Origin of the sequence: Paraburkholderia sp. EG304, from assembly GCF_046543485.1 — a bacterium.
GTDB lineage: Bacteria > Pseudomonadota > Gammaproteobacteria > Burkholderiales > Burkholderiaceae > Paraburkholderia > Paraburkholderia youngii.
The window spans coordinates 1-25,836 of record NZ_JBKGUA010000012.1 but is presented as its reverse complement, the minus strand read 5'-3'; the positions used below and the strand labels follow the sequence as shown (position 1 = coordinate 25,836).

General features: G+C 62.6%; 23 protein-coding genes. 8 read left to right on the top strand and 15 right to left on the bottom strand.

Translation table 11 applies throughout. The annotated features are described in order from the left end of the window. Position 1 precedes the first annotated feature (1 nt). The 8 genes from ACLFKU_RS16430 to ACLFKU_RS16395 form a co-directional block, all read right to left on the bottom strand. Positions 2–3,235 carry an efflux RND transporter permease subunit gene (locus tag ACLFKU_RS16430; RefSeq protein WP_368581999.1) on the bottom strand — a complete coding sequence of 1,078 codons (3,234 nt, stop codon included), beginning with the start codon at positions 3,233–3,235 and terminating at the stop codon, positions 2–4. 12 nt (positions 3,236–3,247) lie between these two features. Beyond that, positions 3,248–4,498 carry an efflux RND transporter periplasmic adaptor subunit gene (locus ACLFKU_RS16425; RefSeq protein WP_410849756.1) on the bottom strand — a complete coding sequence of 417 codons (1,251 nt, stop codon included), beginning with the start codon at positions 4,496–4,498 and terminating at the stop codon, positions 3,248–3,250. Positions 4,499–4,514: 16 nt separating this feature from the next. Further along, positions 4,515–4,907 (bottom strand): hypothetical protein, encoded by a 393-nt coding sequence (locus ACLFKU_RS16420; RefSeq protein ID WP_410849755.1) that lies wholly within the window; start codon positions 4,905–4,907, stop codon positions 4,515–4,517. Positions 4,908–5,062: 155 nt separating this feature from the next. Then, positions 5,063–5,452 (bottom strand): response regulator transcription factor, encoded by a 390-nt coding sequence (locus ACLFKU_RS16415; RefSeq protein ID WP_018437393.1) that lies wholly within the window; start codon positions 5,450–5,452, stop codon positions 5,063–5,065. 150 nt (positions 5,453–5,602) lie between these two features. After that, positions 5,603–6,226, bottom strand: coding sequence for a response regulator transcription factor (locus tag ACLFKU_RS16410; protein WP_176120520.1), 624 nt, complete (start codon positions 6,224–6,226; stop codon positions 5,603–5,605). Positions 6,227–6,231: 5 nt separating this feature from the next. Beyond that, a complete protein-coding gene (locus tag ACLFKU_RS16405; protein WP_410849754.1) occupies positions 6,232–7,680 on the bottom strand; it encodes an ATP-binding protein in 1,449 nt (482 codons plus the stop codon). An 836-nt stretch (positions 7,681–8,516) separates the two neighbouring features. Continuing rightward, positions 8,517–9,104 (bottom strand): YSC84-related protein, encoded by a 588-nt coding sequence (locus ACLFKU_RS16400; protein ID WP_410842446.1) that lies wholly within the window; start codon positions 9,102–9,104, stop codon positions 8,517–8,519. Between the two features lie 298 nt (positions 9,105–9,402). Further along, positions 9,403–10,083 (bottom strand): hypothetical protein, encoded by a 681-nt coding sequence (locus ACLFKU_RS16395; RefSeq protein WP_368582004.1) that lies wholly within the window; start codon positions 10,081–10,083, stop codon positions 9,403–9,405. Positions 10,084–10,316: 233 nt separating this feature from the next. Between ACLFKU_RS16395 and ppk2 the strand changes: the two genes are divergently transcribed. Beyond that, a complete protein-coding gene (gene ppk2, locus ACLFKU_RS16390; protein WP_368582005.1) occupies positions 10,317–11,132 on the top strand; it encodes a polyphosphate kinase 2 in 816 nt (271 codons plus the stop codon). Between the two features lie 28 nt (positions 11,133–11,160). Here the strand turns inward: ppk2 and ACLFKU_RS16385 are convergent, their stop codons facing one another. The 5 genes from ACLFKU_RS16385 to ACLFKU_RS16365 form a co-directional block, all read right to left on the bottom strand. Next, a complete protein-coding gene (locus ACLFKU_RS16385) occupies positions 11,161–11,913 on the bottom strand; it encodes an SDR family NAD(P)-dependent oxidoreductase (protein ID WP_410849753.1) in 753 nt (250 codons plus the stop codon). Between the two features lie 144 nt (positions 11,914–12,057). After that, entirely contained in the window at positions 12,058–13,842 is a 1,785-nt protein-coding gene (locus ACLFKU_RS16380; protein WP_410849752.1) for an acyl-CoA dehydrogenase family protein, read from the bottom strand. A 17-nt stretch (positions 13,843–13,859) separates the two neighbouring features. Next, complete coding sequence (locus ACLFKU_RS16375; protein ID WP_410849751.1) at positions 13,860–15,731, bottom strand: feruloyl-CoA synthase; 1,872 nt, start codon at positions 15,729–15,731, stop codon at positions 13,860–13,862. Positions 15,732–15,839: 108 nt separating this feature from the next. Then, positions 15,840–17,291, bottom strand: coding sequence for an aldehyde dehydrogenase (locus tag ACLFKU_RS16370; protein ID WP_410849750.1), 1,452 nt, complete (start codon positions 17,289–17,291; stop codon positions 15,840–15,842). 38 nt (positions 17,292–17,329) lie between these two features. Further along, the gene (locus tag ACLFKU_RS16365; protein ID WP_368582010.1) at positions 17,330–18,157 is read right to left on the bottom strand and encodes a p-hydroxycinnamoyl CoA hydratase/lyase; all 828 of its coding nucleotides are present in this window, start codon (positions 18,155–18,157) and stop codon (positions 17,330–17,332) included. Between the two features lie 175 nt (positions 18,158–18,332). On the opposite strand from ACLFKU_RS16365, the gene ACLFKU_RS16360 reads away from it, so the two are divergent. Continuing rightward, positions 18,333–18,776: a MarR family winged helix-turn-helix transcriptional regulator gene (locus tag ACLFKU_RS16360; RefSeq protein WP_410849749.1), complete on the top strand. Its 444-nt coding sequence runs from the start codon at positions 18,333–18,335 to the stop codon at positions 18,774–18,776. Between the two features lie 33 nt (positions 18,777–18,809). Further along, positions 18,810–19,694, top strand: a complete 885-nt coding sequence (locus tag ACLFKU_RS16355; RefSeq protein WP_410849748.1) for an amidohydrolase family protein — start codon at positions 18,810–18,812, stop codon at positions 19,692–19,694. A gap of 72 nt (positions 19,695–19,766) precedes the next feature. On the opposite strand, the gene mhpT is transcribed toward ACLFKU_RS16355, so the two are convergent. Continuing rightward, entirely contained in the window at positions 19,767–20,996 is a 1,230-nt protein-coding gene (mhpT, locus tag ACLFKU_RS16350) for a 3-(3-hydroxy-phenyl)propionate transporter MhpT (protein ID WP_368582013.1), read from the bottom strand. Positions 20,997–21,219: 223 nt separating this feature from the next. Between mhpT and ACLFKU_RS16345 the strand changes: the two genes are divergently transcribed. The 3 genes from ACLFKU_RS16345 (at position 21,220) to ACLFKU_RS16335 (ending at position 22,981) form a co-directional block, all read left to right on the top strand. After that, on the top strand, positions 21,220–21,705 hold the full coding sequence (locus tag ACLFKU_RS16345; RefSeq protein ID WP_368582014.1) for a MarR family winged helix-turn-helix transcriptional regulator: 486 nt from the start codon (positions 21,220–21,222) through the stop codon (positions 21,703–21,705). A gap of 230 nt (positions 21,706–21,935) precedes the next feature. Then, positions 21,936–22,514: a DJ-1/PfpI family protein gene (locus ACLFKU_RS16340; protein ID WP_018437407.1), complete on the top strand. Its 579-nt coding sequence runs from the start codon at positions 21,936–21,938 to the stop codon at positions 22,512–22,514. Positions 22,515–22,642: 128 nt separating this feature from the next. Then, entirely contained in the window at positions 22,643–22,981 is a 339-nt protein-coding gene (locus tag ACLFKU_RS16335; protein ID WP_368582015.1) for a ribbon-helix-helix domain-containing protein, read from the top strand. Between the two features lie 50 nt (positions 22,982–23,031). Here ACLFKU_RS16335 and ACLFKU_RS16330 read toward each other — a convergent pair whose 3' ends face one another. Then, entirely contained in the window at positions 23,032–24,270 is a 1,239-nt protein-coding gene (locus tag ACLFKU_RS16330) for an MFS transporter (protein ID WP_410849747.1), read from the bottom strand. A gap of 284 nt (positions 24,271–24,554) precedes the next feature. Between ACLFKU_RS16330 and ACLFKU_RS16325 the strand changes: the two genes are divergently transcribed. Together ACLFKU_RS16325 and ACLFKU_RS16320 are read left to right on the top strand one after the other, a co-directional pair. After that, entirely contained in the window at positions 24,555–24,902 is a 348-nt protein-coding gene (locus ACLFKU_RS16325; RefSeq protein WP_410849746.1) for a hypothetical protein, read from the top strand. Between the two features lie 515 nt (positions 24,903–25,417). Then, positions 25,418–25,836: PTS glucose transporter subunit IIA (locus ACLFKU_RS16320; protein WP_410849745.1), on the top strand; the 419-nt coding region annotated here is incomplete at its 3' end.

Below are 25,836 nucleotides of genomic sequence, written 5' to 3'. Positions count from 1 at the left end.
GTCATTCACCTTCCCGCGGCGCGGACGGCGCCTCGCTAGACGCACCGGGCCCGGCCACCGCCGAGGGCTCCCGTCCCGCGCCGCCACTGTGCTGCGCGTCCGGCTTCGACTTTTTACCTCCCTTCGAGCGCGACGACATCGATTCGAGCAGGTAATAGAACATCGGAATGAAGAACACCGCGATCGCCGTCGCGCCCAGCATCCCGCCGATCACACCCGTGCCGATCGAATGGCGGCTGTTGGCCGACGCGCCGGTCGCGATCGCGAGCGGCACGCAGCCGAGAATGAACGCGAGCGAGGTCATCACGATCGGGCGCAGCCGTTCTTCCGCCGCGGTCATCGTCGCGTCGAGGACCGATGCGCCGCCCTCGCGGTTGAGCACCGCGAATTCGAAGATCAGGATCGCGTTTTTCGCGGCGAGCGCGACCAGCATCGTCAGGCCGATCTGGAAGTAGACGTCGTTGGACAGCCCGCGCAGCATGATCGCGAGCAGCGCGCCGAACAGCGCGAACGGCACCGCCATCAGCACGCCGAACGGCAGCGTCCATTTCTCGTACTGCGCGGCGAGGATCAGGAACACCATCACGAGACCGAACACGAACACGAGCCCGGAGGTGCCGCCCGACTGCCGCTCTTCGAACGCTTCGCCGCTCCACGCGACGTCGTAGCCGTCCGGCATCTGCGCGGCGAGCTCTTCGAGCGTGGAGATCACCTGCCCGGAGCTATAGCCCGGCGCGGCATTCGCCGTGACCTTGACGGCCGGGAAGTTATTGAAGCGGGTGACGAGGTCGGGGCCCGTCACATAGCGGTAGGTCGCCAACGCCTTGATCGGCACCATCGTGCCGTTGGTGCTGCGCACGAAGATCTGATCGAGATCGGTCGGCTTCAGGCGATACGACGGCTCCGCCTGCAGGATCACCTGCCACAGCCGGGCCGAGCGGTTGAACTGCGACACGTACAGCGAGCCGAACATCGTCTGCATCGCGCTATAGACGTCTTCCACCGGCACGCCGAGCGTCTCCGACTTGTCGCGATCGACGTTGACCATCAGTTGTTGCGACGACGCATTGAACGTCGAGGTCACGCGAGTCAGTTCCTTGCGCGCCCGCGCTCTCTGCAAAAACTGGTCGACCACGCCCGCGAGCTGTGAGATGTTCCCGTCACCCTTGCTCTGGATCCACACCTCCGTGCCGCCCGTCGTGCCGAGCCCAGGAATCGACGGCGGATTGACCGGCAGCACGATCCCCTCCTGCACGTTCGAGAAGTACTTATACGCGTCGAGCAGAAGCGCGCGCGCATTCTGCGTCCTGATGTTGTCCCGCGTGTAGCGTTCGTCGAAGCTCTTCAGACCGACGAAGAATGTGCCGGCATTGTTCTTGTTCTGACTGTCGAGCAGGCTGAACCCATCGATCGTGGTGATGCTGCCGACCCCCTCCCGCTCCTTGAAGTAGTCGGTGATGCGTTGCGATACCTGGCCGGTGCGGTCGAGGCTCGCGGCATCCGGCATGATGACCGCGCCGAGCAGATAGCCCTGGTCCTCGGGCGGCAGGAACGCGGACGGAATCGAGCGCACCATCAGCACCGAGAGCGCGATCAACGCCACGAAGAACACGAGCCCCATGATGCAGCGCTTGATGACAACTTTGACCGCGCGCGTATAGCCCGCCGTCATGCGGGCGAACTGATTGTCGAACCAGCGGAAAAAGCCCTTCTTCTCGTGGTGCGCGCTCTTCAGCAGCAATGCGGCGAGCGCCGGCGACAAGGTCAGCGCGACGATGCCGGACAGCACCACCGAAATCGCGATCGTGATCGCGAACTGCTTGTACAACTGCCCGGTGATGCCACCGAGAAACGCAACGGGCACGAACACCGCGCACAGCACCAGCACGATCGCCACCACCGGCCCGGCGACTTCGTCCATGGCCATTTTCGAGGCTTCTTTCGGCGACAGCTTGTGCACCGTCATGTTGCGCTCGACGTTCTCGATCACCACGATCGCATCGTCGACGACGATACCGATCGCGAGCACCATGCCGAACAGGGTCAGCATGTTGATCGAAAAGCCGACCAGCAGCATGAACATGCAGGTGCCGACGATCGACACCGGCACCGCGACGATCGGAATCAGCGTCGCACGCAGGCTTTGCAGGAACACGAACACGACGATCACGACGAGCACCAGCGCTTCGAAGAACGTGTGGATCACGTCCGAGATCGACGCCCGCGTGAACTCGGTCGTGTCCATCGCGATCTCGTAGGTCATGCCTTCCGGAAACGACTTTTTCAGCTCCGCGAGCGTCTTGCGCACCTGCTTCGACACTTCGAGCGCATTGGCGCCCGGCTGCTGATACACGGCCAGCACCGTGGCCGGCTTGCCCTGGAAGCGGCTGCGAATCGAGTAGTCCTTCTGGCCCAGCTCGGCGCGGCCGATGTCCTTCAGGCGCACGATCGCCGCGCCGCCGCTCGCCGCGCGCACGATGATGTTGTCGAACTGCGACGGCTCCGCGAGGCGCCCCGTGGTCGTGACCGCGAACGACTGCTGCACCGCGGAGCCCGTTGGCGACTGTCCGATGCTGCCGACCGCGAACTGCTGGTTCTGGTTCGAGACGACCTTCTGCACGTCGGCGGCCGTCACGCCCAGCTGCGCCATTCGGTCTGGCTTCAACCATATTCGCATCGCGTAGTCTGGATTACCGAATATGGACGACTGGTTCGCGCCGGGAATCCGCTTGATCGCGTCGAGTACGTAGATGTTCGTGAAGTTCGCGATATAGGTCGCGTCGTAGCGGTCGGTGGGCGAATAGACCGCGATCACCATCATGAACGCCGACGACTTCTTCTGGACCTGAACGCCCTGCGACTGCACCGAGCTCGGCAGTTGAGGCAGCGCGAGATTCACGCGGTTCTGCACGTCGACCTGGGCCAGTTCGGGATTCGTGCCGATGTTGAAGAACACGTTGAGCGTAAAACTGCCGGTCGACGAACTGGACGAGTTCATGTAGATCATGTTGTCCGCGCCGTTGACCTGCTGCTCGATCGGCGCGGCGACGTTGTTCGCGACGACCTCGGCGCTCGCGCCCGGGTAAGTCGCGGACACGGTGATCTGCGGCGGCGTGACATCCGGGTATTGCGCGACCGGCAGCGCGAACATCGCAATCGCGCCGCCGAGCGTGATGACGATCGAGATGACCGACGCGAAAATCGGCCGGTCGATGCAGTAGCGCGAGATATTCATGTGGGCGCCCCGTCACTCGGCGGCGGGCGCCGCTGCCGCGCCGCTCTGCGATGCAGCCGTCGCCACCGCCGCCGAGTCCTTGGCCGCTGGCAGCTCCTTGACGATCTTCAGCTGCGAATCCGCGGTGACGCGCAGCGCGCCATCCACGACGATGCGCTCGCCCGCCTTCAGTCCATCGGACACGAACCAGTTGTCGCCCTGCCACTCGCCGACTTCGACGACCCGCTGATGCGCCTTCGCATCGTTACCCACGACCCACACGAAGTGACTCTTCGCGCCCTGCAACACCGCGCGCTGCGGCACCAGCGTCGCGTTGGGCCGGATCGCACCGCCGACGCGGGCCTTCACGAACTGCCCCGGACGCAAGTTGTTTTTCGGGTTGGCGAAGGTCGCGCGCACGAGGAAGGTTCCCGTTTCGGTGTTGAACGCCGGGTTCGCGAAGTCGATCTGGCCTTGCTCGGCATAGAGCGTGCCATCGGCAAGAATCAGATGCACGGAGAAATCGTTGTTCGGCGGAAATCGCAGCCGTCCGGCCGCGATTTCGTCGCGGTACTTCAGCATCTCGTTCTCGGAGATGCTGAAGTTCACCCACATCGGGTCGAGCTGGTACACATAGGTCAGCAAGCTGCTGTTGCCGGTTGCCGTCACGTAGCTGCCATCCTGCTGACGCGCGAAGCTCGACAGCCCGTTCAGCGGAGACTTGATCGTCGTGTAGCCGAGGTTCAGCTGCGCGGTATCGACTTCGCCCTGCGCGGCGAACACCGCCGCGGCGCTTTGCTTCTCGTTGCCGACAGCGTCGTCGAGATCCTTCTTGCTCAACGCGTTCTGCGCCGCCAATGGTTGCACGCGCGCGAGATTGGCCTTGGCGACTTCGAGACGCGCCTGCTGCTGGGCCAGTTGCCCTTTCGCGGTCTGCAGCGCGGCCTCGAACGGCTTGCGGTCCATCTGGAACAGCGTCTGTCCCGTCTTGACCAACGTGCCTTCGGTGTACATGCGCTTGTCGAGGAAGCCGTCCACTCGCGAGCGGATCTCGACTTCGCGCGAACTCTGGGTCTGCGCGGTGAATTCGAAGTCGACCGGCGTGTCCTGCTGGACGACCGTCATCACCGTCACTTCCGGCAAGGCTGCGACCGGCGGTGGCGCTTCCTTCTTGCACGACGCGAGCAGCGTGAGCAGCATCAGTGCCGCGACGACGGCGAGCGACGGGAGAGGGCCGCGAGAATCCGGCCGCGGCGAGGCCAAACACACGGGTACGGTTTTCATCGCGCACTCCGCCTGATTACAAAGGCGTGCAGTTGCCGAACAGCACGAAGGCATCGTTTCTGTTCGCGATCATCAGCGTCATCTCGCCGTCCGTCGAATCGACGGCCAGCGTCCAGCCGAAGCCCATCTCATTGCCAAGCATCACGATCTGATCCGCCTCTTTGGTAACCGAGAGCATCGGCGTCGTGTGCGCGGGGCCGACGACCGCGCGTTTGTCGAAGTCGAGCGTCAGGAATTTCGGCAGACCGAGATCCGCGGGTAGCGCGCGCGTGCAGGCGATCCCCGGATCGCAGGCGTGCGCGTCGATCGTCGCGCACATCAGCCGCTTGCTGCCGTCGAAGTCCGCCGCGCCCACCTGCATCGCAGCGGTACCGAGAAGAATCGCGAGACAAACCGAAATTGATTTCATCACTTGCGCTCCCGCTTTTATCGTTGAACGCAGCCGCGTTACGCGCGGCGCAGCCGGCGTTCGGTTCGACGCTTGGACTGAGTTCAGTTTGGTGGTCCGAAGAAACGGCGGCAATCGGACCTTGGTCTCATATCTTCCGGTGCGAAGGCGCGCGTTCAGGGTGTCGGCGGCGGACCGCCGATGGCCACCTCGACGGCCTTGAACAGAATCGCGCTGGTGAAAGGCTTGCGCAGATATGCGGCCGCGCCGGCCGCGAGCGCGGCCTGGCGGACGGAGAGATCTTCATAGGCGGTAATCATGATCACCGGCACGCCCATTTGCGCGAGCTGACGCTGGACTTCCAGACCGTTGGTTCCCGGCATCTGGACGTCCAGAATCACGCAGGCAGGCCGATACGACGGAATTGCCGCAAGCGCATTCAAGAACTCGTCACCGCTGCAAAACGTCTCCGCCCTGATACCTTCGGAATGCAGCAAACGCTTGATAGCTCGGCACACCGACTCGTCATCGTCGACCACCGCAACGAATTGGTTAGGGTTGACCATATGACAGCGCGAACGCGCGGCCGCTCCGGAAAGGGGACCTCTGATGCCTTAGCGTACTGGTTGAAACCCCGATGAGATATAAGACTTTGGTCCACTAGCGGTGTCGGCCAGCGCCGCCGAAAGTGGCGGCGCAACGCGGGAGCTGGGCGATTATTCTTCGTCGGCCGTACAAAGGCCGCCCTTTCGCACCAGATGAACGAGTTCGACGATCGATCGGGCCTTCATCTTCTCCATCACGCGGGCCCGATGAATCTTGATCGTTTTTTCGGCCGCGCCCAGATCGCTCGCAACCTGCTTGTTCAGACGGCCGGTCACGACGAGCTCCATCACTTCGCGCTCGCGCCGGGTCAGATGCCGCATTCGCTCTTCTATTTCCTCGCGTTCGTGACGCCGCCTGCTTTCCACACATGCGCGCGCGAGCGCGCGATCCACCGCGGCGAGCAACAGCGAGTCGCGCACCGGTTTGGGCAGAAAGTCGACGGCTCCGCCTTTCATCGCGTCGACGCTCGAGCCGATGTCGCCGTGGCCGGTCAGAAAGACGATCGGCAGCAGCTGATCGAGCTTGCGCTGCACTTCGAGTCCCGTCATGCCCGGCATCTGCAGATCGAGAACGAGGCAGGCCGGCATGCTCGTCAAATCGGCCCGTTCGAGAAAGGCCTCGGGACTGTCGAAGCATTCGACCTGGTAGCCGGAGGCGCGCAGCAAGCGGGCGAGCGCGCTGCGCACGCTGCCGTCGTCGTCGACGATGAAGACGCGAGTGTTGGTCTGGTTCATGATGATCAGGGCACGAGTCTCTGTCGGATATCGGTCGCGACGGGAAGCGTGACGTGAAACGATGCCCCTTTGCCCTCGTTGTTTTCCGCCCACAGCCGGCCGCGGTGCGCCGTGACGATCGTGCGGCTGATCGACAGACCGAGCCCGAGCCCCTGCGGTTTGGTGGTGAAAAATGGCCGGAAAATCCTTTCCATGCTGTCGACGTCGAGGCCCTGGCCGCGATCTTTTACCGTTATCCGTATCATCCCGCCCGCTTCCTCGCGCACCGTCGTTTCGACGAGGCGGTCCGCGGCAGGGCAAGCCTTGACCGCGTCGAACGCATTCAGCAGCAGGTTCAGGATCACCTGCTGAAGCTGAACCTTGTCGCCGCAAATCAGCGCCAGATTCTCCGGGATGTCAAAGCTCGTCTGCACGCCGCGTGTCAACGCATCGCTATGCACGAGAATCGCGGTGTCGCGCACGACATTGCCGGCGTCCAGCAACTGCAACTCGACATCGCCTTTGCGCACCAACGCGCGGATCTTCTGCAGCACGTCGTTCGCGCGGCAATTGTCGGCCACGATGTCTTCGAGCGCTTCGCGCAGCTCCACGACGTTGGTCGTCTCCGAATCCAGGAATTTGCGTGCGGCCTGCGCGTTGAAGAGGATCGCGGTAAGCGGCTGCTTCAACTCGTGCGCGAGCGATCCGGCGAGTTCGCCCAATGAAGAAACGCGCGCGAGGTGCGCGAGATCTCTCGTATTTCCATCGACTTCGCCGCACGCACTGCAATCCGATATCGCGGTGATCCGCAATTCCTGATCGTGCACGCGGCATCGGGTGGTTTCCGCTTCCGCATGAAAGCCGCCGCCATCACGCCGCCGTGCGATCAGACTCTGCGTGGTCGTGGCGCCGAGTTGCATCTTCGCGCCACGATTGCCCGGACCCGACCGATCGTCGTTGAACCCGTCGATCGGAAACAGCCTGGCGCTCGGCGCGCCGATCAGCTCTTCCGTCGTGTAGCCGAACAGTTGCGCCGCCCGCGCATTCGCGAAGATGATCTGGTCCCACTGATCGATCGTGACGATCGGGATCGGCAACATTTCGAGCGTCTCGCACAGCGGCACTCTCGCGTTGAGCATGCGCCGCGTGTCGCTATCGCCTGCGCCTCGCAACCACCAAGAGCAAGCGGCGACATAGCGCCGCCATGCCGGCAACCCGTACGGCGGCGCGTGGGTATCGCGGGTACTCTGCCGGCTCGACACGCCGGTGATACCGCGAGCGCGCTGAAACCGGTGATGCCTGGGTGAAGACTGTCTGGAACGGTCTTGCCCGAATAGTGGGGGACCGTCGTTGCGCGCATTGTCGATCTGCGACGGGCTGCTTTGGCCCATGTGGCGCGGTTGCGCGTACAGCGCCGTGAGGATTCCCGCTACCCCGATCGCCAGGTGTCTGCCATGCACGATCAGATTAATCATTGGCACCTCCGGGTCCAGTGCGAACGGATTCCGTACAACTGCGACGTCTTTATCGTTGGGCTGCGAACCACATAATTGACTTCACAATCGTTACTTCGCACGTCTGGTGGCTGGATGTCAGTATAGGCCATCCAGAATCAGTTACCGATAGGTGACCGTAATTTATGCCGCTTACTCGGGAAACTACTCAATCCTTTTCTGCGTTGTCCGCCAGCAACCGGCAAATAGCGACTGAGTTTGTTAGGCAGTTAATTATTGCTCGGCGAGGCACTGCCAGTGTCGCGTGTTCGCACGCGCGCAAAAGTTAGCAATCCAGGAACATCGCCTGGTTGGAGCCGCAATGCTCGCTCTGCGCGATAGCGCTTTCAAATGGAAACTTCGACGGTAAAGTTTTCATGCATTGCGAATCACCGAGCCAGCGAGTTTGCCCATCTTCAATTTAATTAATTTCCCGGAGATATGTTTTTGACGCAGGTCAACCTTTTATCGCCGCTATTCCTGCTGCGAATCATTCTCTTTTACCAACCGCGAAATAAATCTATGCCAGGCAGATGACTAAACGCAGCGCGGCGAGAAGCCGGATTTCGATTTCGTCTCTTCTACCGGTATTGAATAAACAGGATCGTCAGTGCCGATCAGACGCAGCGTCGCCGCGAGTCGAGAGCGCTTCTGGCTCGCAGCGTTTGATGAGAACAACGGGAGGGATGATAGCGAGACCAGCTGAGGTGGCTCCGCCAAAAGCCATGCTCGGCGCGTCGCCATGCCAAGGCATGCGACGCGCCGCCGGGTGGCAGCGTCATCACGATCGATTGAATGCCGCTGCTTGCCGCGTCCGGTTACAAATTCAGCCGCGTAACCTTGGTGCCAGCCACCGACACGTCGGCCATCAAACCTGTATTGGTCAAGACCATCGCCACGACCTCGGCGGTCGCCGACGAGGTATCGATCGCGCCGTTCGCCCCGACTTTCAGCAGCGAAACCGACGCATCGGCGCCCGCAGACCAGCCCTTCGAGTTGCGGAATTTGTCGAGCGAAGCCTGCGTCATGAACAGGAAGAACACGGCGGTCGACTGCGCGCCAGCCTGCAATCCGAACGAAGCCGCGGCGGTACTGAAATAGCCGACCGTCGCTCCGCCGACGCGCAATGCGCCTTCACCGTACTCGCCACCGACGATGAACGCCGCCTTCTTCACCGAAGGAAACACCAGCACGCCCTGCGCCTTCGATACGAGCTCGTGCGAGCCTTGCACCGTATCGAACAACTTCGACAGCGCACCGTTCACGGCCGCGTCGATCTCCTGCCGTTTGGCGGCGTCGGTAGTGGCACTTTCGCCACTGCCTCCGGTCGTCGTGCAACCCGCCAAAGCCAGACTCGCGGCCATGGATGTCAGCGCGAGCGTGTGCACAAAGTTCCGTCTGTTCACTTTCGACTCCGTTCTGGTTACGATCCGAGTCGCCAGTCGTGATGTCTGGAAGCCTCGATCTTTTTTCTCTGCCGTGATGCGGCATAGCCGCCCAAGGAACCATCAATGCCACCGCCGCGCGTCGATCTTCCGGCCGCACGTAGCGAGCATTGGAAGCGTCGCTCTCAAGTAACCGGAGCGACGACTACAACGCTTGCAGATACATGATGTCACGCTGAAACCGCTGCGGAATCGGACCTTGGTCTTACAGGTAGCGCAATGTGGATGCTGAGCGAAACGCGAAGCCAGAGCTCACCGATCATCCGCCGAGCGCGATGATCGCCATCGTCAGCAGCACGCCGACCGCCGCCATCGCAAGGCCGGCGTGCCAGCCGCGAAATCCGGCGTAATGGCCGAGCGCCACGCCGCTGCCGAATAACATCACGATGGTCAATACGCGGGAGACGATCAGCGCCGTCGGCACGTGCGTGAACAGCACGAAGGGCAACGCGACCGGGAACGTCGCGGCAACCACGAGAACGAAGATAGCCGCGGCGCCGATGAAATCGTCGCGCACGAATACTGCGCGCTGCGGCAAATCCGGACGCGCGGCAACACGCCTGCGGATCGACTCCAGCTCCGTGTCGCCGATCAACGGCTTGAGCCATGACGACATCGCGTCGCGAAGCGCCCGAACTCCTGCGGCCGCATCCGGCTCGCTTCGCACGGAATGCGCAACCGTCATACGTCTGCCGCGAGACACCAGCGTACGCACGAGGTACATCACAGCGTCCGCGAGACCCCACGCAAGATTGCAGCCGAGCGCGGTGTAGAACATCTTGTGCCCCGCGTCCGCACTCGCGCCGACGGCCGAGACGGTGCCGACGAACGTCAGCGCCATGAAGAGGCCGAAACATAACTCGCACACTCGATCGACGACATCGAGGACCGGCTCTCTATCGCCGACGTTTTCCCGTTCCGTGTGACCGGCGGCATCCATGAGGCCTCCCGTGGCGATGGCGTCGAACTATCCCGCGCGCTTTGCCGGCATATCGACGAGGTACCGCGAGGACAGTCGGATCGGGCACGCGCGAACAAACGCCCAGAGCATACAGCGCACTCTGTGCCGACGATATTGGACCAAGGTCGTATGGCCCTGCTGCGCGCCGCGCTCTACCTTGGGAATGGATCATTGCGCAGTACCCTGGAACAGTCCGCGCTGGGGAGAAAAGAATGGCCAAAACGAAATCGGAAAACGGGCAGCCTGTGCAAGACAGGTCGCTGTCGTACAAGGAGTATCGCAAGGCGTTGTTCGACCTGCATGTCGAGCTCGTCAAGCTACAGGAATGGGTCGTGCAAACGGGAGCGAAGATCTGCATCGTCTTCGAGGGTCGTGACGGCGCGGGTAAAGGCGGCACGATCAAAGCGATGACCGAGCGCGTCAGTCCGCGCGTGTTCCGCGTGGTCGCGCTTCCGGCGCCGAGTGAACGCGAAAAAAGCCAGATGTACATGCAGCGCTACGTGCCGCACTTGCCGGCCGCGGGCGAGGTCGTCATCTTCGACCGTAGCTGGTACAACCGCGCGGGCGTGGAGCGCGTGATGGGTTTTTGCTCCGAGGATGACGTACAGGGCTTCTTCAAGGCGGTGCCGCTCGTCGAGCGGGCGATCGTTCATTCCGGGATCATCCTGCTCAAATACTGGCTGGAGGTCAGCCCCGAGGAACAGACCCGCCGGCTCGAAGCACGCATCAACGACGGCCGCAAGCTCTGGAAGCTGACCGACATGGACCTGAAATCCTATAGCCGCTGGTATGACTATTCGCGCGCCCGCGATGAGATGCTCGCGGCGTCGGACACCGACTTCGCCTCGTGGTACCTGGCGAACTCGAACGACAAGCGGCGCGCGCGGCTGAACATCATCAGCGACATGCTGCAGAGGATTCCGTATAAGCAGCCTGCCCGCAAGAAGGTCACGCTGCCGAAACGGCAAAAGCCGGACGGCTATAAGGAACCAGACTATCCGTTTAAATACGTCGCCGAGCGGTATTGATCAGGCGCGTGTTGCTCGCCTCACCTCGCTAGAACGACTCGTTGAACGGGCGCAGGTCGATTTCCTGCGACCACGCGCTGCGTCCCTGCCGATGCAGGTGCCAGTACGCTTCGGCGATGTCGTCGGGGTTCAGCAGGCCGTCCGGGCCGCGTTCGGCCACGTATTGCGGCGCGGACGTGCGCAGACGTTCGCCGTCGATGCCGCCATCCACCACCACGTGCGCCACGTGAATATTGCGCGGCCCGAACTCGCGCGCGAGGCTCTGCGTGAGCGAGCGCAAGCCGGCTTTGGCCGCGGCGAATGCGGCGAACGGCGGCCGCCCGCGCAGCGACGCGGTCGCGCCCGTGAACAGCAGCGAGCCTTGTCCCGCTGCGAGTAACGCCGGCAACGACGCCCGCGCGAACAGAAAACCACCAAGGGTGATTACACGCCATGCCGCCTCGAACTGCTCGGCGCTCAGTTCGAGCGTCGGTCCACGCGTTGCGCCGGCAGCGTTGAAAATCGCGACTTCCAGCGTGCCGTGGCCGGCGAGCTGACGCGCAATGGCGGCGAGTTCGCTTTCGCTCGTCACGTCGCCGGGCAACGCATCGGCTTGCCCTCCGGCACGCCGGATTTCGTCGACGATCGTATCGAGCCGATCGCGCGAGCGGCCCGTCACCGCGACGCGCAGACCCTCGCGAGCAAAACGGCGCGCGAGCGCGGCCCCTAGCCCGGCGCTCGCGCCCACTCCGGCAATCCACGCGACACGCGCGTTCGCCGCGTTTCCGACAGCTTCAGTCATCGCACTCTCCTTTTCGTGGCAGCCGCGGCACGACATGTGTGACGGCGCCAGGTACATGATTGAATGGACGTCATTAGCTTAGGCAAACTTTGCGAGGTCGGCCGGCGAATCGAATCGTCAGAGTTCTCGAGCTGCCGCTGACTCTCAAACGTAGGGCAGCGTTGCCTCGCAACCGGCTTCAACGAGGCTGCGGCGATAATCGAAGGACGCGAGCGGGTAGTCGAAGAAGAAGCGGCCCGTGTCGCGCTTCTCCACGTAGAACGCTTCGGCCTCGCATTGCGGCGTCGCAATTCGCAGCGTGCGCGCCCACGCGAACGCCAGCAGCATCCAGCCAAGCATCGCGAGATAGTCGTCCGCGACACGGTAGGCCGTCTCCGGGTCTTGCGCATGGCGTGCCTTGATCGCCTGCGTCGTGTTCCCGACTATCTCCGCGAGCTCTTCGAGCTTCGCGCCCGCGGAACGAACCAGCGGATCGGACTCCTGGCACAACCGCGCTTCGGCGCGCACGTGACGAAGCAGCACATCGAGGGCCCCCGCCCCGTCCGGCAGCACCTTCCGAACCAGCAGATCGATCGCCTGAATCTCGTTGGTGCCTTCGTACAACATCGACACGCGGCTATCGCGCAACGTCTGTTCGATGCCGTACTCGTGGATGTATCCGTAGCCGCCGAACACCTGCAACGCCTTCGATGCGGCGTCGAAACCATTGGCCGTAAAGAACGCCTTCGCAACCGGCGTGAGCAGCGATGCGAGCTGTGCCGCGCGTTCCCGCTCGGTCGCATCGGCATGATGCGCGGCGATGTCGAGCCAATGCGCGGTCCAGTAGCCGATCGCGCGCTCGCCTTCGACGATCGCTCGCAGCTCCAGCAGAATCCGCCGCATGGCCGGATGAAACGCAATCGGCGCAGCCTGCCCCGCCGCGACGCTCGCGCCGGGCGGCACGCTGACCGTGCGCATCTGCGCGCGTTCCTGCGCGTAAGCATGCGCGCGTTGCCATGCGGTATGCGCATGCCCGAGGCCTTGCATCGCAACCTGCAGGCGTGCCGCATTCATCATCACGAACAGGCAGGCGAGGCCGCGATGCGGCTCACCGACGAGCCAGCCGAATGCGCGCTCGAAGCGCATCGTGCAAGTCGGGCTGCCCTTCAGGCCCATTTTCTTTTCGATGCCTTCGCAATGGACACCATTGCGCGAGCGCCCACCATCGGCGTCGTCAAGCCATTCCGGCACGACGAACAGCGACAACCCTTTGGTACCGGATGGCGCATCGGGCAAACGGGCGAGCACCAGATGAACGATGTTCTCCGTCAGATCGTGCGCGCCGCCGCTGATGAAGATCTTGCTGCCGTCGATGAAATATCCGTCGGTGCCCGGCGCTTCTGCCGCGCGCGAACGGATCAGGCCGACATCGCTGCCGGCCTGGGGCTCGGTCAGACACATCGTCGATAGCCACTCGCCACTCGCGACTTTCGGCAGCAATTCCGCTTTCACGCGTTCGCTGCCATGCGTCTGCAAGCATGCCGTCGCGCCGTGCGTGAGCCCAGGCGACATCAGCCACGCATGATTGGCGCCCGCGAGCATCTCCTGAAGTGCGACGTCGAGAAGCTGCGGCAGGCCCTGTCCGCCGTGCCCGGTGTCGAGCGACAGCGTCGGCCAACCCGCTTCGACGAACTCCGCGTAGGACTCGCGAAAGCCCGCGGGCATCGTGACCGTGCCTGCGTCGAAACGACATCCTTCAAGATCCGCGCTCGCGTTCAGCGGTGCGATGCGCTCCTCGACGAAGCGCGCCGCTTCTTCCAACACCTGCTGCGCCGTCTGCGAGTCGAGATCCTGCCAGTCCGGCACATCTCGCCACCACGACCCGGCATCGAGCCACTCGTCCATTACGAAGCGCATGTCGCGCAGCGGTGCCTGATAAGTCAACGTCATTTCTTCCCGTCCCCGGACTAGCTGCCTTTGCGCGCATGGATCACCGTCGCGTCGGCTGCGTCGGCTTCGTGCATGGCTTCGACGAGCGCCGCGCGGTGCTGGAGCACGGCGCGCTGATTGATCGAGCCTTTGTCGGTGATCTCGCCGAGGTCGAGCGACGGCGGCACGCTCAGCAGGTGCATGCGGGCAATGAACGACGCACTGCCCGTCGCATTCCGATTCAGCCGCGTGACGAGTTCGCTGAAGAAGTTGCGCACGGCGGCCGTGTTGAGCACCTCCTCCGCGCTCGCATCCGCGGGCGAACCCGCCAATGCGCGACACGCGTCGAGGCGCGGAAAAATCATCACGCCGACTTCGTCACGATTCATCCCCGTGATGACGGCATCCTGAACGTAGGGCGCTCCTTCGCTGATGATGCGCGCGCGCATCGGCCCAACGCTGACGAAGGTTCCCGAGGCCAGCTTGAAGTCTTCCGCGATGCGGCCATCGAACATCAGGCCCAGTTCGGGGCGTTGCGGGTCGACGAAACGCACGGCGTCGCCGGTGCGGTAGTAGCCTTCGTCATCGAACACGCTGCTTTGCAACGCCGGCGATGCGCGCCAGTAACCGCTCATCACGTGAGGGCCGCGAAAGCGCGCTTCGAACTTGCCATCGACGGGCGCGATCTTGGCCTGGCACCCCGGCGGCGGCAAGCCGATATAGCCGGCGCACGATATCGGTCCCGTCGTGAACAGACACGACGGCGCGGTCTCGGTCATGCCGAGCCCGGCCATGATGCGGATGCGTTCTCCGCAATGTTCGAGCGTCACGCGCTCGAGACGCTCCCACGCCGCCTGCGACAGACCGGCGCCCGCGAAGAAATACATCTTCACGCGCGAGAAAAACCGCTCGCGCAGCACCGCATCCTTTTCCAGCGCGATGGTCAGTTCTTCCCAACCCTTCGGCACGTTGAAGTAGATGGTCGGCGCGATCTCACGCAGATTGCGCAGCGTCTCGTCAAACTTGCCGGCCACGGGTTTGCCGTCGTCGATATAGAGGGTGCCCCCGTTGTACAGCACGATGCCGACGTTGTGGCTGCCGCCGAACGTGTGATTCCACGGCAGCCAGTCGACGAGGACCGGCGGCTCGATGCCGAACTGCGGAAAGGTTTCAAGCAGCATCTGCTGGTTTGCGCCCAGCATGCGATGCGTGGTCGGCACGGCTTTCGGCAGGTTCGTCGAGCCGGACGTGAACAGGAACTTCGCAATCGTGTCGCCATTCACGCGCGCATTGGCCGCGTCGACGTCGCGCGGGACCGTGTCGAGCAATGCGTCGAAGCGCGTCGCGTTTGGCGCAGCCGCCGCGCTGACACGTTCGACTTCGCTGCCCAGCGCGGCATCGAGCGCCGTCGTATATGCGCCGATATCGTCCGCGTAGACCAGACCCGGTTTGAGCAGTTCCAGGACATGGCGCAGCTTTCCGTAATCGCCCGACATCAGCGAATAGGCCGGCGACACCGGTGCATAAGCGATACCCGCCCACATCGCGCCGAGTGCGAGCTGCATATGTTCGACGCTGTTGCCCGACAGGATCACCAACGGGCGGTCCGCGCTGAGATCGCGGTCGAGCAGCGCCTGCCCGATCGCACGCGCGCGCTCGAGCATTTGCGCATAGGTGATGCCTTGCCACGCGCCATTGGCATCGCGTCGTGCGACGAGCAGCCGGTCGGGATGCGCGCGTGCGCCGCTCAGCAAGCGGTCGGTAAAACGCTCCGGAAACGGGCCCAGAGGTTCAAGTGACTCGAGGTACCAGCAGTCGCCGCGTTTCTCGATCCGCGAGGAAGGCGCTCCGATGGCGACGCTCCGGTAGCCGGTCGCCAGAGAGCTTGCGTGGCTGTGCTCCGATTCCAAAACCTGTCTCCTATGTCGACCAGAGTTAGCGCTTTAGCGCTTACTCTGGTCCCATGTTGGTTGTATCGCTTTTCCTATCCGCAGGGCATTGCGGCCGTGAGCCGACGCCTAGATCGGATAGTGACGCGGGCTCGTCTGCACCGTGATCCAGCGCAACTCGGTGAACTCCGGGATCGACGCCTTGCTGCCGAAGCGCCCATAACCGCTTGCCTTCACGCCGCCGAACGGCATCTGCGCCTCGTCGTGCACGGTCGGGCCATTGATGTGGCAGATGCCCGATTCGATGCGTTTCGCGACGTTCATCGCGCGTCCGATATCGCGGCTGAACACGGCCGCCGACAATCCATACTCGCTGTCGTTGGCGACCGTCAGCGCCTCTTCGTCGCCGTCCACGCGCTGCACCGTCACCACCGGGCCGAACGATTCGTCGGCATAGAGCTTCATCTCGCGAGTAACGTTCTCGACGATCACCGGCTGCATGATCGCGCCGTTCACCTCGCAACCGAGCGGCAGCTTCGCGCCCCTTTCGCGGGCATCTTCGACGAGCGCCCGAATGCGCCGCGCGGCCGCTTCGCTCTCCAGCGTGCCGAGAATCGAGCCCGGTTGGGTCGGATCGCCTGCCTTCAGCGTGCGCGCTTTCGCGACGAGCTTCTCGACGAACGCATCGGCAACCTTGCGATCGACGATCACGCGTTCCGTCGACATGCAGATCTGCCCTTGATTGAAGAACGCGCCGAACGCGATACCTTCGACGGCAGCGTCGAGGTCCGCGTCGTCTAGCACGAGCACCGGCGCCTTGCCGCCCAGTTCGAGCAGCGCGGGTTTCAGATGGCGCGCCGACAGCTCCGCGACGATGCGGCCGACTCGCGTCGACCCGGTGAAATTCACGCGCTTCACGGCGGGATTCGCGACCAGTCGCTCGACGATCGCGGGCGCATCTTCCGGCGCATGCGTGAGCACGTTGACGACGCCTTCGCCGAGACCCGCGTCGTTCAGCACTTCGCCGATCAGCGCATGCACGCCGGGACAGCCTTCCGACGCCTTCAGCACGACCGTATTGCCGCACGCGAGCGGCATCGCGAGTGCACGCGTCGCGAGAATCACGGGCGCGTTCCACGGCGCCATGCCGAGCACGACGCCGCACGGCTGACGCACGGCCATCGCGAGGCTGCCCGGCACGTCCGAAGGAATCACCGCGCCGTCGATCTGCGTCGTCATCGCCGCGGCTTCGCGCAGCATGTTGGCCGCGAGCATCACGTTAAAGCCGTACCAGTTGGCCATCGCACCCGTTTCGGCCGCGCCGATCGCGATGAACTCGGGCGTGCGCGCGTCCATGCGGTCGGCGGCGGCGAGCAGGCGTTTGCGGCGCTCAGTAGGCGTGAGCGCCGCCCATGCCGGGAACGCGCGCGCCGCGGCGGCGACGGCCGCATCGGCGTCCTCGACGGTGGCCGCCGCGGCGCGGGTGGCCACTGCGCCCGTCGCGGGATTGATACGCTCGAAAGTCTTGCCGTTCGACGCGGCACGTTTCGCGCCGCCAATCAACAGGTTCGTTTGATGCATATGTTCGTCTCCTCAGTCGTAGCGCTGAAGTGCGCCGCTTAGCGCTTGTAGCTCTGCAAGCCCGGCTTGATGCTCTTGTCGTCGAGGAACTGCTTCAGGCCCTGTTCGCGGCCGCCTTCCGGATCGCGATAATTCGCCTGGTCGAGCTTCGCGTACAGGTAGTCTTCGTTCTGCTCCCACGTGAGTTCGCGCGAGCGCTTGAAGCCATGCTTGGCGTTGCGCAGCACGACCGGGTTCTTGTTCAGCAGTTTCGCCGCGAGCGCGATCGTTTCGTCACGCAGTTGCGCGAGCGGCACGCTCTTGTTGACGAGACCCATCTTCGCGGCTTGCGGACCCGTGAAGGTGTCGCCCGTCATGATGTAGTACAGCGCTTCACGATGCCCGACAGTATCGGCCATCGCCTTGCTCACGAGGTTGCCCGGCGGAATGCCCCAGTTGATTTCGGACAGGCCGAACACGGCTTCGTCCGCGGCGATCGCCAGATCGCAGGCGACCAGCGGCGAGAAACCGCCGCCGAAGCACCAGCCGTTGACCATCGCGATGGTCGGCTTCGAGTACATGCGCAGCAATTGCCATTGCCAGCGGCTCGCGTCGCGGCGAATCCGCTCCTGCAGCACGTCCGGACCCGCGTCCACTTCGCGGAAATATTCCTTCAGGTCCATGCCGGCCGTCCACGCGCTGCCTTCGCCCGTCAGCACGAGAACCTGGGCTTCGGCGTCGAGTTCGAGCGTTTCGAGAACGTCGATCATTTCCTTGTTCAGCGTCGGGCTCATCGCATTGCGCTTTTCCGGACGATTGAACGTGACCCAGGCGATTCCGCCTTCCACCGCGACCTTGACCGTTTTCCAGCGTCCTTCGTAACTCATCTGCATCTCCGTATCAATGCCGCCCTCGCGGCCTGAGTGCAATTTAATATCAGGCGACCTGATAAGTAAAGTACAATGTAGAGGTCTTGGTAAAAACCCCTAACCGCCTATGCCGACGATCAAGAGAAAGCCGTCAGGGTCCGAAATCACGCCAGGCGCCACGGCGCGGCGCAGCGTGCGCGATCGAAGACATGCTGCCGCTCCGGTGCGTCTGACCTACCTGGCCGGGCAGCTCGACAAGATCCTCACGCGGCAGCTTTCCGAAGCGCTTGCGTCGCATGGTCTGACGTTGCCGCAATACACGGCGCTGTCGGTGCTGCGGGCGCGCGCGCGTTCATCGAACGCGCAGCTCGCGCAGCGCTCGTTGATCACGCCGCAAGCGGCCAGCGCGGTCGTCAAATCGATGGAAGCGAACGGATTGGTCACGCGTGTCGCCGATCCGTTCAACCGTCGCGTCGGGCTGCTGTCGCTGACGCGGGCCGGCGAAACATTGCTGGCTCAGTGCGACGGTGCCGCCGACAGAATCGAGCAATCGATGCTAGGCGAAATCGATGAACACGGTTCACAGATGCTGAAAGACCTGCTGTTGACGTGCGTGCGCAATCTTCGCGCAGCCTGACGCATCAGCCTTGATTACACATAGGAGACGCCATTGAACATCGATCAACTGAAGGCCATCGACACTCACGTGCATGCCGAGGTGTCGTGCTGCCAACCGCCAGACCTGTTTGCAAAAGAATTCGACGAAGCCGCCGACAAGTACTTCGGCACCGTGCTCAAACAAGGGCGCCGCCCGACCATTCCCGAAACGATCGAGCACTATCGGGAGCGCAAGATCGGCTTCGTGATGTTTACCGTCGACTGCGAATCGAACATCGGGCGCCGTCGCATTTCGAACGAAGAGGTCGCGGAGTTCGCACAGAACAACTCCGACATCATGATCGCGTTCGCCAGCATCGATCCGCATAAAGGCAAGTTCGGCGCGCGAGAAGCACGGCGGCTCATCGACGAGCACGGCGTGCGCGGTTTCAAGTTTCACCCTACGATGCAGGGCTTCTTCGCCAACGACCGCATGGCGTACCCGCTATACGAAGTGATCGCCGAGTACGGGCTGCCGGCGGTTTTTCACAGCGGACATTCGGGCATGGGCTCGGGCATGCGCGGCGGCGGCGGCTTGCGTCTCAAGTATTCGGAGCCGATCTACCTCGACGATGTCGCCGCCGATTTTCCCGACATGAAGATCGTGATCGCGCATCCGTCCTGGCCGTGGCAGGAGCAGGCGCTGTCGATCGCGCTGCATAAGCCGAACGTGTATATCGATCTGTCGGGCTGGTCGCCGAAGTACTTTTCGCCCGAGCTGGTCAAGTATGCGAATACGCTGTTGCGCAACAAGGTGCTGTTCGCGTCCGACTTCCCGCTGATCCGCCCCGACCGCTGGCTGGCGGACTTCGACACGCTCGACATCAAGCCCGAAGTGAAGCCGCTCGTTCTGAAAGAGAATGCGGTCAGCTTGCTCGGCTTGCGGGCCGACGCATGACGAATCGCGAATGACGCATGAAAAATGGCCCGGCGCGAAAGCGCCGGGCCATCTCGGTCCATCAACGAATACTTAGCGTTTCGCGGTGTTGGAGCGAATGACGAGCAATGCCGTAATCGCCGCGATGATGGTCACCGGCACGCTCGCGCCGATAACGAGGGCCGAACTCTTTCCCATCGACAGCAATTGCCCTGCGGCAGCGGGGCCGACGATCGAACCGACGCGTCCCACCGCCACCGCGGCGCCGACGCCCGTACCTCGCACACTGGTCGGATAGCTCGCGGCGGACAGCGCATACAGCATCGACTGCGCGCCGACGACGCCCATGCCGGCAAACAGCACGGCAACGGATAACGTCTCGATGCTGGCGACCTGCGAAAGCGCGATCAATGCACCGACGATGCACGCATAGACTGCCGTGACTGACAGGCCTTGTCTGAACCGGTCCATCAGCACACCGATGCCGAGCACGCCGATCACGCTGCCGACGTTGAAAAAGATCTGCGCGATCCCAGCCTGCGAACGACTCATGCCGCGCCCGACGGTCAACGAAGGCAACCAGTTCAGCAGGAAGTAAAGAACGATCAGCGTGCAGAAGAAGCTGATCCAGATACCGATCGTCGCCGCGGCGCGCCCCTCGCCGAACAGGACTGCGCGCGTCGAAAGCAGCGGTTTGTCCGCTTTGGTCGATTCCCGCGACTCGGCGGCGAATTCGCGCGACTCAGGCAGCAACGCGATCAGCAGCGGAATGATGATCAGCGGTCCGACTCCGCCCACGTAGAAGATATGGCGCCACGCAGTAGCACCCGCGCTCAGCACGGCGATCAATGCCGCAAGCGCGCCGCCGACCGGCATGCCGCAATACATGACGCTGACCGCCGTGTTGCGGTGACGCGGATCGACCGCCTCGGAAGACAACGCGATCAGGTTCGGCATCGCGCCGCCAAGCCCGATACCCGTCAGCAGGCGAGCAATCAGCAGACTTTCGAAGCTCCAGACCTGCGCGGTCGCGATCGAGAAGATGCCGAATACCGCCATCGAGATCATTAGAACGCGCTTGCGGCCGATTCTGTCGGCGAGTCTGCCGCCGATCATCGCGCCCGGCAAAAGCCCCAACATCCCGGCGCTGAAAGCGAGCCCCAACTGGCCGACCGACAAGCCGAACTCGTGCGCCATCCGAGGCGCCGCAACGCCGGTGGACTGCAGGTCGATACCCTCCAGCACCGCCACGAGAAAGCACAATGCCAACGTTAGTGCAGTACTGGAGCCCACGGCACTGGACCGATTAGCAACACTTGACATGAAGTCTCCTTGACCTTTGATTGAATTACCGGTGGCAAGCTACGCTTCGCCGTTCGACGAAGCGGCCATGGGAAGGAGAAGATTTCCGACAATGATCTTTGCGTCACTTATCAGAACCCCTTCCATAGCACCCCCGGAATTGACGATGAGTCTAGTCTCAGGATGCCTGATATTGAAAGTAGAATATGATATGCCTGGTAGAAACACCTAAGGCAACGTGATAATGATCAAGACAATGGAGAAGCGGCGAACGCCCCTTGCCAAACAGGCCGGTTCAACGAAAACCGGTGCCCCACCAGCCCGCGTTTCCTACGTGGTCGGCCAACTGGACCGCCTGCTCAAACGCAGTTTGATCGATGTGCTGGGTGAATTCGGGCTGACCTTGCCTCAATTCACCGCGCTCTCCGTGATCAGCGCCAGCGGCGCGATGACCAACGCAAAACTCGCCGAACGCTCGTTCATCACGCCGCAGTCGGCCAACGAAGTTGTCAAGACCATGGAGGCCAACGGTTGGGTCGGACGCGCTGGACATCCTACGCACGGCCGGCTGATTCATCTGTTTCTGACCGACGAAGGTCGCCGGGTACTGAAGGAATGCGATGCGGCGATCGACACGCTCGAAGCGTCGATGCTGGACGGAGTCACGGAAATCCCGGTCGATACGCTGCGCAAGGTGCTGCAGCGATGTGTGTCGAATCTGCGTGGTTGAGCAGACCTTTCCAATGACGAAAGAGTCGCGCTCGAATCGAGCGCGACTCTTTTTCTTTCGCCTGAGGGCTGAAGTGCGTTCAGCTCGGTGAAATCCCTGGTCGGCATTTAGCCGCTTATTACCCCGCCCACTGCGTCGATCGCTATATTGCTTGTCAACGGCCGCTTTGCGCATACCGCGATAGCGCGTCCGCCTCGCCTTTCCCAACCCGATTCGAGAGGACACGAAGCATGTCGAAGCGCATTCTTATCATCGCCGGTGATTTCGTCGAAGACTATGAGCTGATGGTGCCGTTTCAGGCACTGGGGGCAGTCGGTCATAAGGTGGACGTCGTTGCACCCGACAAGCGCGCAGGCGACGCGATTCGCACCGCGATCCACGACTTCGAAGGCGATCAGACCTACACCGAAAAGCGCGGACATAACTTCACGCTGAACACCGATTTCGCATCGGTCGACCCCGCGCAATATGACGCGCTGCTCGTGCCCGGCGGCCGCGCCCCCGAGTATCTGCGGCTCAACGACAAGGTGATCGGCTGGGTGCGCCAATTCGCCGAAGCGAAGAAACCGATCGCCGCGGTCTGCCACGGCGCGCAACTGCTGGCTGCGGCGGGCGTGATCGAAGGCCGGCGCATCTCCGCGTATCCGGCCTGCGCGCCCGAGGTGAAGCTGGCGGGCGCGGAGTACGTGGCGCTCGACTGGCCCGACGCGATCACCGACGAGAACTTCGTCACCGCGCCCGCATGGACTTCGCACGTGAACTGGATCGCGCAATTCCTTGCGCTGCTCGGCACGCGCATCGCGCATTGAAGGAGCGCAGGACCGAAGCGCGGCATCGCGGGCGAGCAGCCGTGTTACGCTCGATCACGACGGCATGAGCGACCGCGCCGCGCGCTTCGCGTCCTGCGACGTCATCACTTGCGAGAAAGGCTGACCGTATGTGCAACGTCTATGTCAACGCTGATCCGATCCACTACGAGTCGCGTACGCGCGCGCTACGCATTCACGGCGTCGTGACCACCGTGAGGCTCGAAAATCTCTTCTGGGACGTGCTCCAGGAAATCGCCAGCCGCGAGGACGTGACGACGACCCAGTTCGTCGTGAAGCTTCACGACGAACTGATCGCATTGCGCGGCGAAGAGCCGTTGAATTTCGCGTCGTTTCTGCGCGTGTGCTGTTTGCGCTATCTGTCGACGAGCGCTGCCCGCAACGAGGCCGCTGGCGACGTGCAACTCAACGCGCCGTTTCAACCCAGAATCGTGAAGACGGCTGGGTGACGGATTCGTCGCTCGCCTGGCGAGCCTCGCGCCGTATCTGTTCCGCTGCGTCAGTCAACCGACGCATCGCACGCGCACTCAAGAGAAGACGCAGCGGCCGGTCGCTCCAGCACGGCAAGCCGTTGCAGTGTGACGAGACCGAGTAGCGCGAGTCCAAGTCCCAACGTGAAGTCGGCGTGAATTCCCGCCCGGTCGACAATAGTGCCTCCCACTGCCGAGCCCGCCGCAATCGCCACCTGGATGATGCTCACGAACATAGCCGACCCCGCTTCGGGCAGGTCCGTCGTGCTGCGCTGAATCCATACGCTAAAGCAAAGCGGCAGCGCTCCGAACGCGATTCCCCACAGCAGCATCCCCGCAGTCTCGCCGATCGGCGAATGCTCGAGCAGCAACATCGACGACATCGCGCCCAATAGCAGCAGAACCATTGCGGCGACGGATTTCTTCAGATGGTCCGAAATCACCATCGACGCCAACGCATTCGAGAAGAAACCGATCAGACCGAATCCGAACAGCAACAGCGTGATGGCGCTCAACGAGAAGTCGTGTTCGAGCAGCGGAGCGATGTACGTGTAGGTCGAGAAATGCGCGCCGAAGACGAGCGCGACCATCACCATGCTCAACCTCGTATGCGGCCGGCGAAGCAGCGTTTTGAAATCGGCGATCCGCAACGCCGATGCCGACGGCAACGAAGGCACGAGGAACGCCTGCGCCAGCAACGCGAGCGACACGAGCCCCGCGGTCGCGGCGAACGCCATCCGCCACGATGCAAACGACGCGATGAACGTCCCGAGCGGCACGCCGATCACGGTTGCGCAGGTCACGCCGGTCAGAATGGTCGCGGTTGCTTTGGCGGCATCCTTTGCTTGCACGAGTCGAGGAGCCGCCGCCGTCGCCAGAGTCCAGAAGCCACCCAGCGCGCCGCCGAGCAGAGCTCGTCCTACCAGCATGATCGCGAGGTTCGGTGCGATCGCGCACACGACGTTCGCGATCAACAGTACCGCGGTGAGGAGCAGGAAAACGTACCGGCGGTCCATGCGGCCCGCGCTGACGATCAGCGTCGGCGCCAGTATTGCGGCCATTACGCCGGGCGTGGTGACCATCAGACCAGCGACACCAGTCGACACGCCGAGGTCGTGTGCGATCTGTGGCAACAGACCGACGGGCAAAAACTCGGCCGTGACGAACGCGAACGCGCTTACCGCAACGGCGATGACGGATAGCCATTGACCTGCGGACGTTGAATTCCCTTGCAGGGACGCAGAAGTCGTAGGTGTATCGATTTGCATGATGACCCTGATGCCAGATTGAAGCCTGACACTTTAGGCGTGGTCTCACGTTGGAAAAAGAGTCGTCCGATGAAAAGACTAGAAGGTGTGGCTGAACAATGCGCGGGCGGCGATATCCGCTAACGGCCGAAACGACCGCGTAGCCTCTTTCATATGCGCCAGCAGGAAAGCGTTCGTCATCAGCGGCGTGACGCGTTTCGTTGACAGTCTTCCACGAAGTTACAAGATCTCGTAAGTCGCGCCGCAGCGCTTGCATCGGGCTGCCAACGCGGTATCGGTATTTGATGGGCATCTCAACGGACCGTGAGGCAGGCATCGTTGAGCTTGCCCTGATGTTCGACAACAGGAAAGACCGCGTTCGCGTTCGATTCAACGGCGCAACGCGCTGCCTTGCAAACGATTTCCTCATTCAGAACATCATTTATGAAGTAAAGACACTGACGGATTTCCAGTCCCCGGATTATCAACGCGCGCTCGATGCGCTCGAAAAATCGTATTTCGGGAAAGAAAACCGTTCCAATATGCCGATTGCATCCGTCAGCGCCTCATTGGGCGCGGAATTGCTTATCGAGTTCGACACGGTGAATGTGGTTGCAGACGAAGCAGACGCCGCCGCTTCGCTAAGCGTATAAAACACCGAAGTAAAACTGCGCCACACGCCAATCAATAAATTGCAGCGCCCGTGTCCCGCCGCAAATTCGGAAAACTTAGGAGATCCATTTCGGAAATCGTCTCGTCTTGCAATCTGCGCTCAGTAACATATGCTCTCTTTCAGAGCGCTTTCCGGGTCCTTTTTCCGGAACCACGGTGCGTGCGGTCGCCCACTGGCGCGAGGCGGCCGACATACGCAAACAGCGCGGCAACCATCCTGAAAGCCGACAGGTCACGCACAAACGAAATCAGACTGCCGAGGCTTTCCGGTGAGAACAATCGCATCGAGGGGTAAGCAGCAGTTTGCGCATACGGGCGACGTGCGCGACCTTGTTGGATTTTTCGAGCTTCTGTCACCGAGCTTTTGCAACGTGCGCCGCTCAAGTGGGTAAGCGGCGTAACCGGCAATGGTGCCGACCGCACGTATCAATGTCGCGCTCACGCGGCTCGAGTCGAACCACCGCAGGCGAGCGTCAATGTACAAGGAGTCTTGGCGATGAAAGCTCCTCAGCGTCCCCAGCGCATCGAGTTGATGGCGCCACTGTCGGGCGTACTGGTTCCTCTCGACAGCGTGCCCGATCCGGTCTTCGCGCAGAAAATGGTCGGCGATGGCATATCGATCGATCCGACCTCGGATGAACTGCTATCGCCGCTTGCCGGCAAGGTCACGCAACTCCATAGCTCGTGCCACGCGACAACGATCACCGGCGACAACGGTCTGCAGGTGCTGCTGCATATCGGGCTCGACACCGTGTTGCTGCGCGGCGAGGGCTTCATGCCGTTGGTCCAGGAAGGCGACACCGTCGCTGCGGGCACGCCGCTGATTCGCTTCGACCCGATCGTGGTCGGCGCAAAAGCAGCCAGCCTGCTCACGCAAATGGTCATCGCCAATGGCGATCTCGTCACGCGCTACGT

Bases quoted from the DNA above. Each gene is read 5' to 3' on its own strand.
- ACLFKU_RS16380 (WP_410849752.1), bottom strand. From the start codon at position 13,842: ATGACGTTGACTTATCAGGCACCGCTGCGCGACATGCGCTTCGTAATG.
- ACLFKU_RS16370 (WP_410849750.1), bottom strand. From the start codon at position 17,291: ATGCATCAAACGAACCTGTTGATTGGCGGCGCGAAACGTGCCGCGTCG.
- ACLFKU_RS16330 (WP_410849747.1), bottom strand. From the start codon at position 24,270: ATGCAAATCGATACACCTACGACTTCTGCGTCCCTGCAAGGGAATTCA.
- ACLFKU_RS16340 (WP_018437407.1), top strand. From the start codon at position 21,936: ATGTCGAAGCGCATTCTTATCATCGCCGGTGATTTCGTCGAAGACTAT.
- mhpT (WP_368582013.1), bottom strand. From the start codon at position 20,996: ATGTCAAGTGTTGCTAATCGGTCCAGTGCCGTGGGCTCCAGTACTGCA.
- ACLFKU_RS16335 (WP_368582015.1), top strand. From the start codon at position 22,643: ATGTGCAACGTCTATGTCAACGCTGATCCGATCCACTACGAGTCGCGT.
- ACLFKU_RS16395 (WP_368582004.1), bottom strand. From the start codon at position 10,083: ATGGATGCCGCCGGTCACACGGAACGGGAAAACGTCGGCGATAGAGAG.
- ACLFKU_RS16345 (WP_368582014.1), top strand. From the start codon at position 21,220: ATGATCAAGACAATGGAGAAGCGGCGAACGCCCCTTGCCAAACAGGCC.
- ACLFKU_RS16420 (WP_410849755.1), bottom strand. From the start codon at position 4,907: ATGAAATCAATTTCGGTTTGTCTCGCGATTCTTCTCGGTACCGCTGCG.
- ACLFKU_RS16405 (WP_410849754.1), bottom strand. From the start codon at position 7,680: ATGATTAATCTGATCGTGCATGGCAGACACCTGGCGATCGGGGTAGCG.
- ACLFKU_RS16385 (WP_410849753.1), bottom strand. From the start codon at position 11,913: ATGACTGAAGCTGTCGGAAACGCGGCGAACGCGCGTGTCGCGTGGATT.
- ACLFKU_RS16365 (WP_368582010.1), bottom strand. From the start codon at position 18,157: ATGAGTTACGAAGGACGCTGGAAAACGGTCAAGGTCGCGGTGGAAGGC.
- ACLFKU_RS16325 (WP_410849746.1), top strand. From the start codon at position 24,555: ATGGGCATCTCAACGGACCGTGAGGCAGGCATCGTTGAGCTTGCCCTG.
- ACLFKU_RS16430 (WP_368581999.1), bottom strand. From the start codon at position 3,235: ATGAATATCTCGCGCTACTGCATCGACCGGCCGATTTTCGCGTCGGTC.
- ACLFKU_RS16425 (WP_410849756.1), bottom strand. From the start codon at position 4,498: ATGAAAACCGTACCCGTGTGTTTGGCCTCGCCGCGGCCGGATTCTCGC.
- ACLFKU_RS16415 (WP_018437393.1), bottom strand. From the start codon at position 5,452: ATGGTCAACCCTAACCAATTCGTTGCGGTGGTCGACGATGACGAGTCG.
- ACLFKU_RS16410 (WP_176120520.1), bottom strand. From the start codon at position 6,226: ATGAACCAGACCAACACTCGCGTCTTCATCGTCGACGACGACGGCAGC.
- ppk2 (WP_368582005.1), top strand. From the start codon at position 10,317: ATGGCCAAAACGAAATCGGAAAACGGGCAGCCTGTGCAAGACAGGTCG.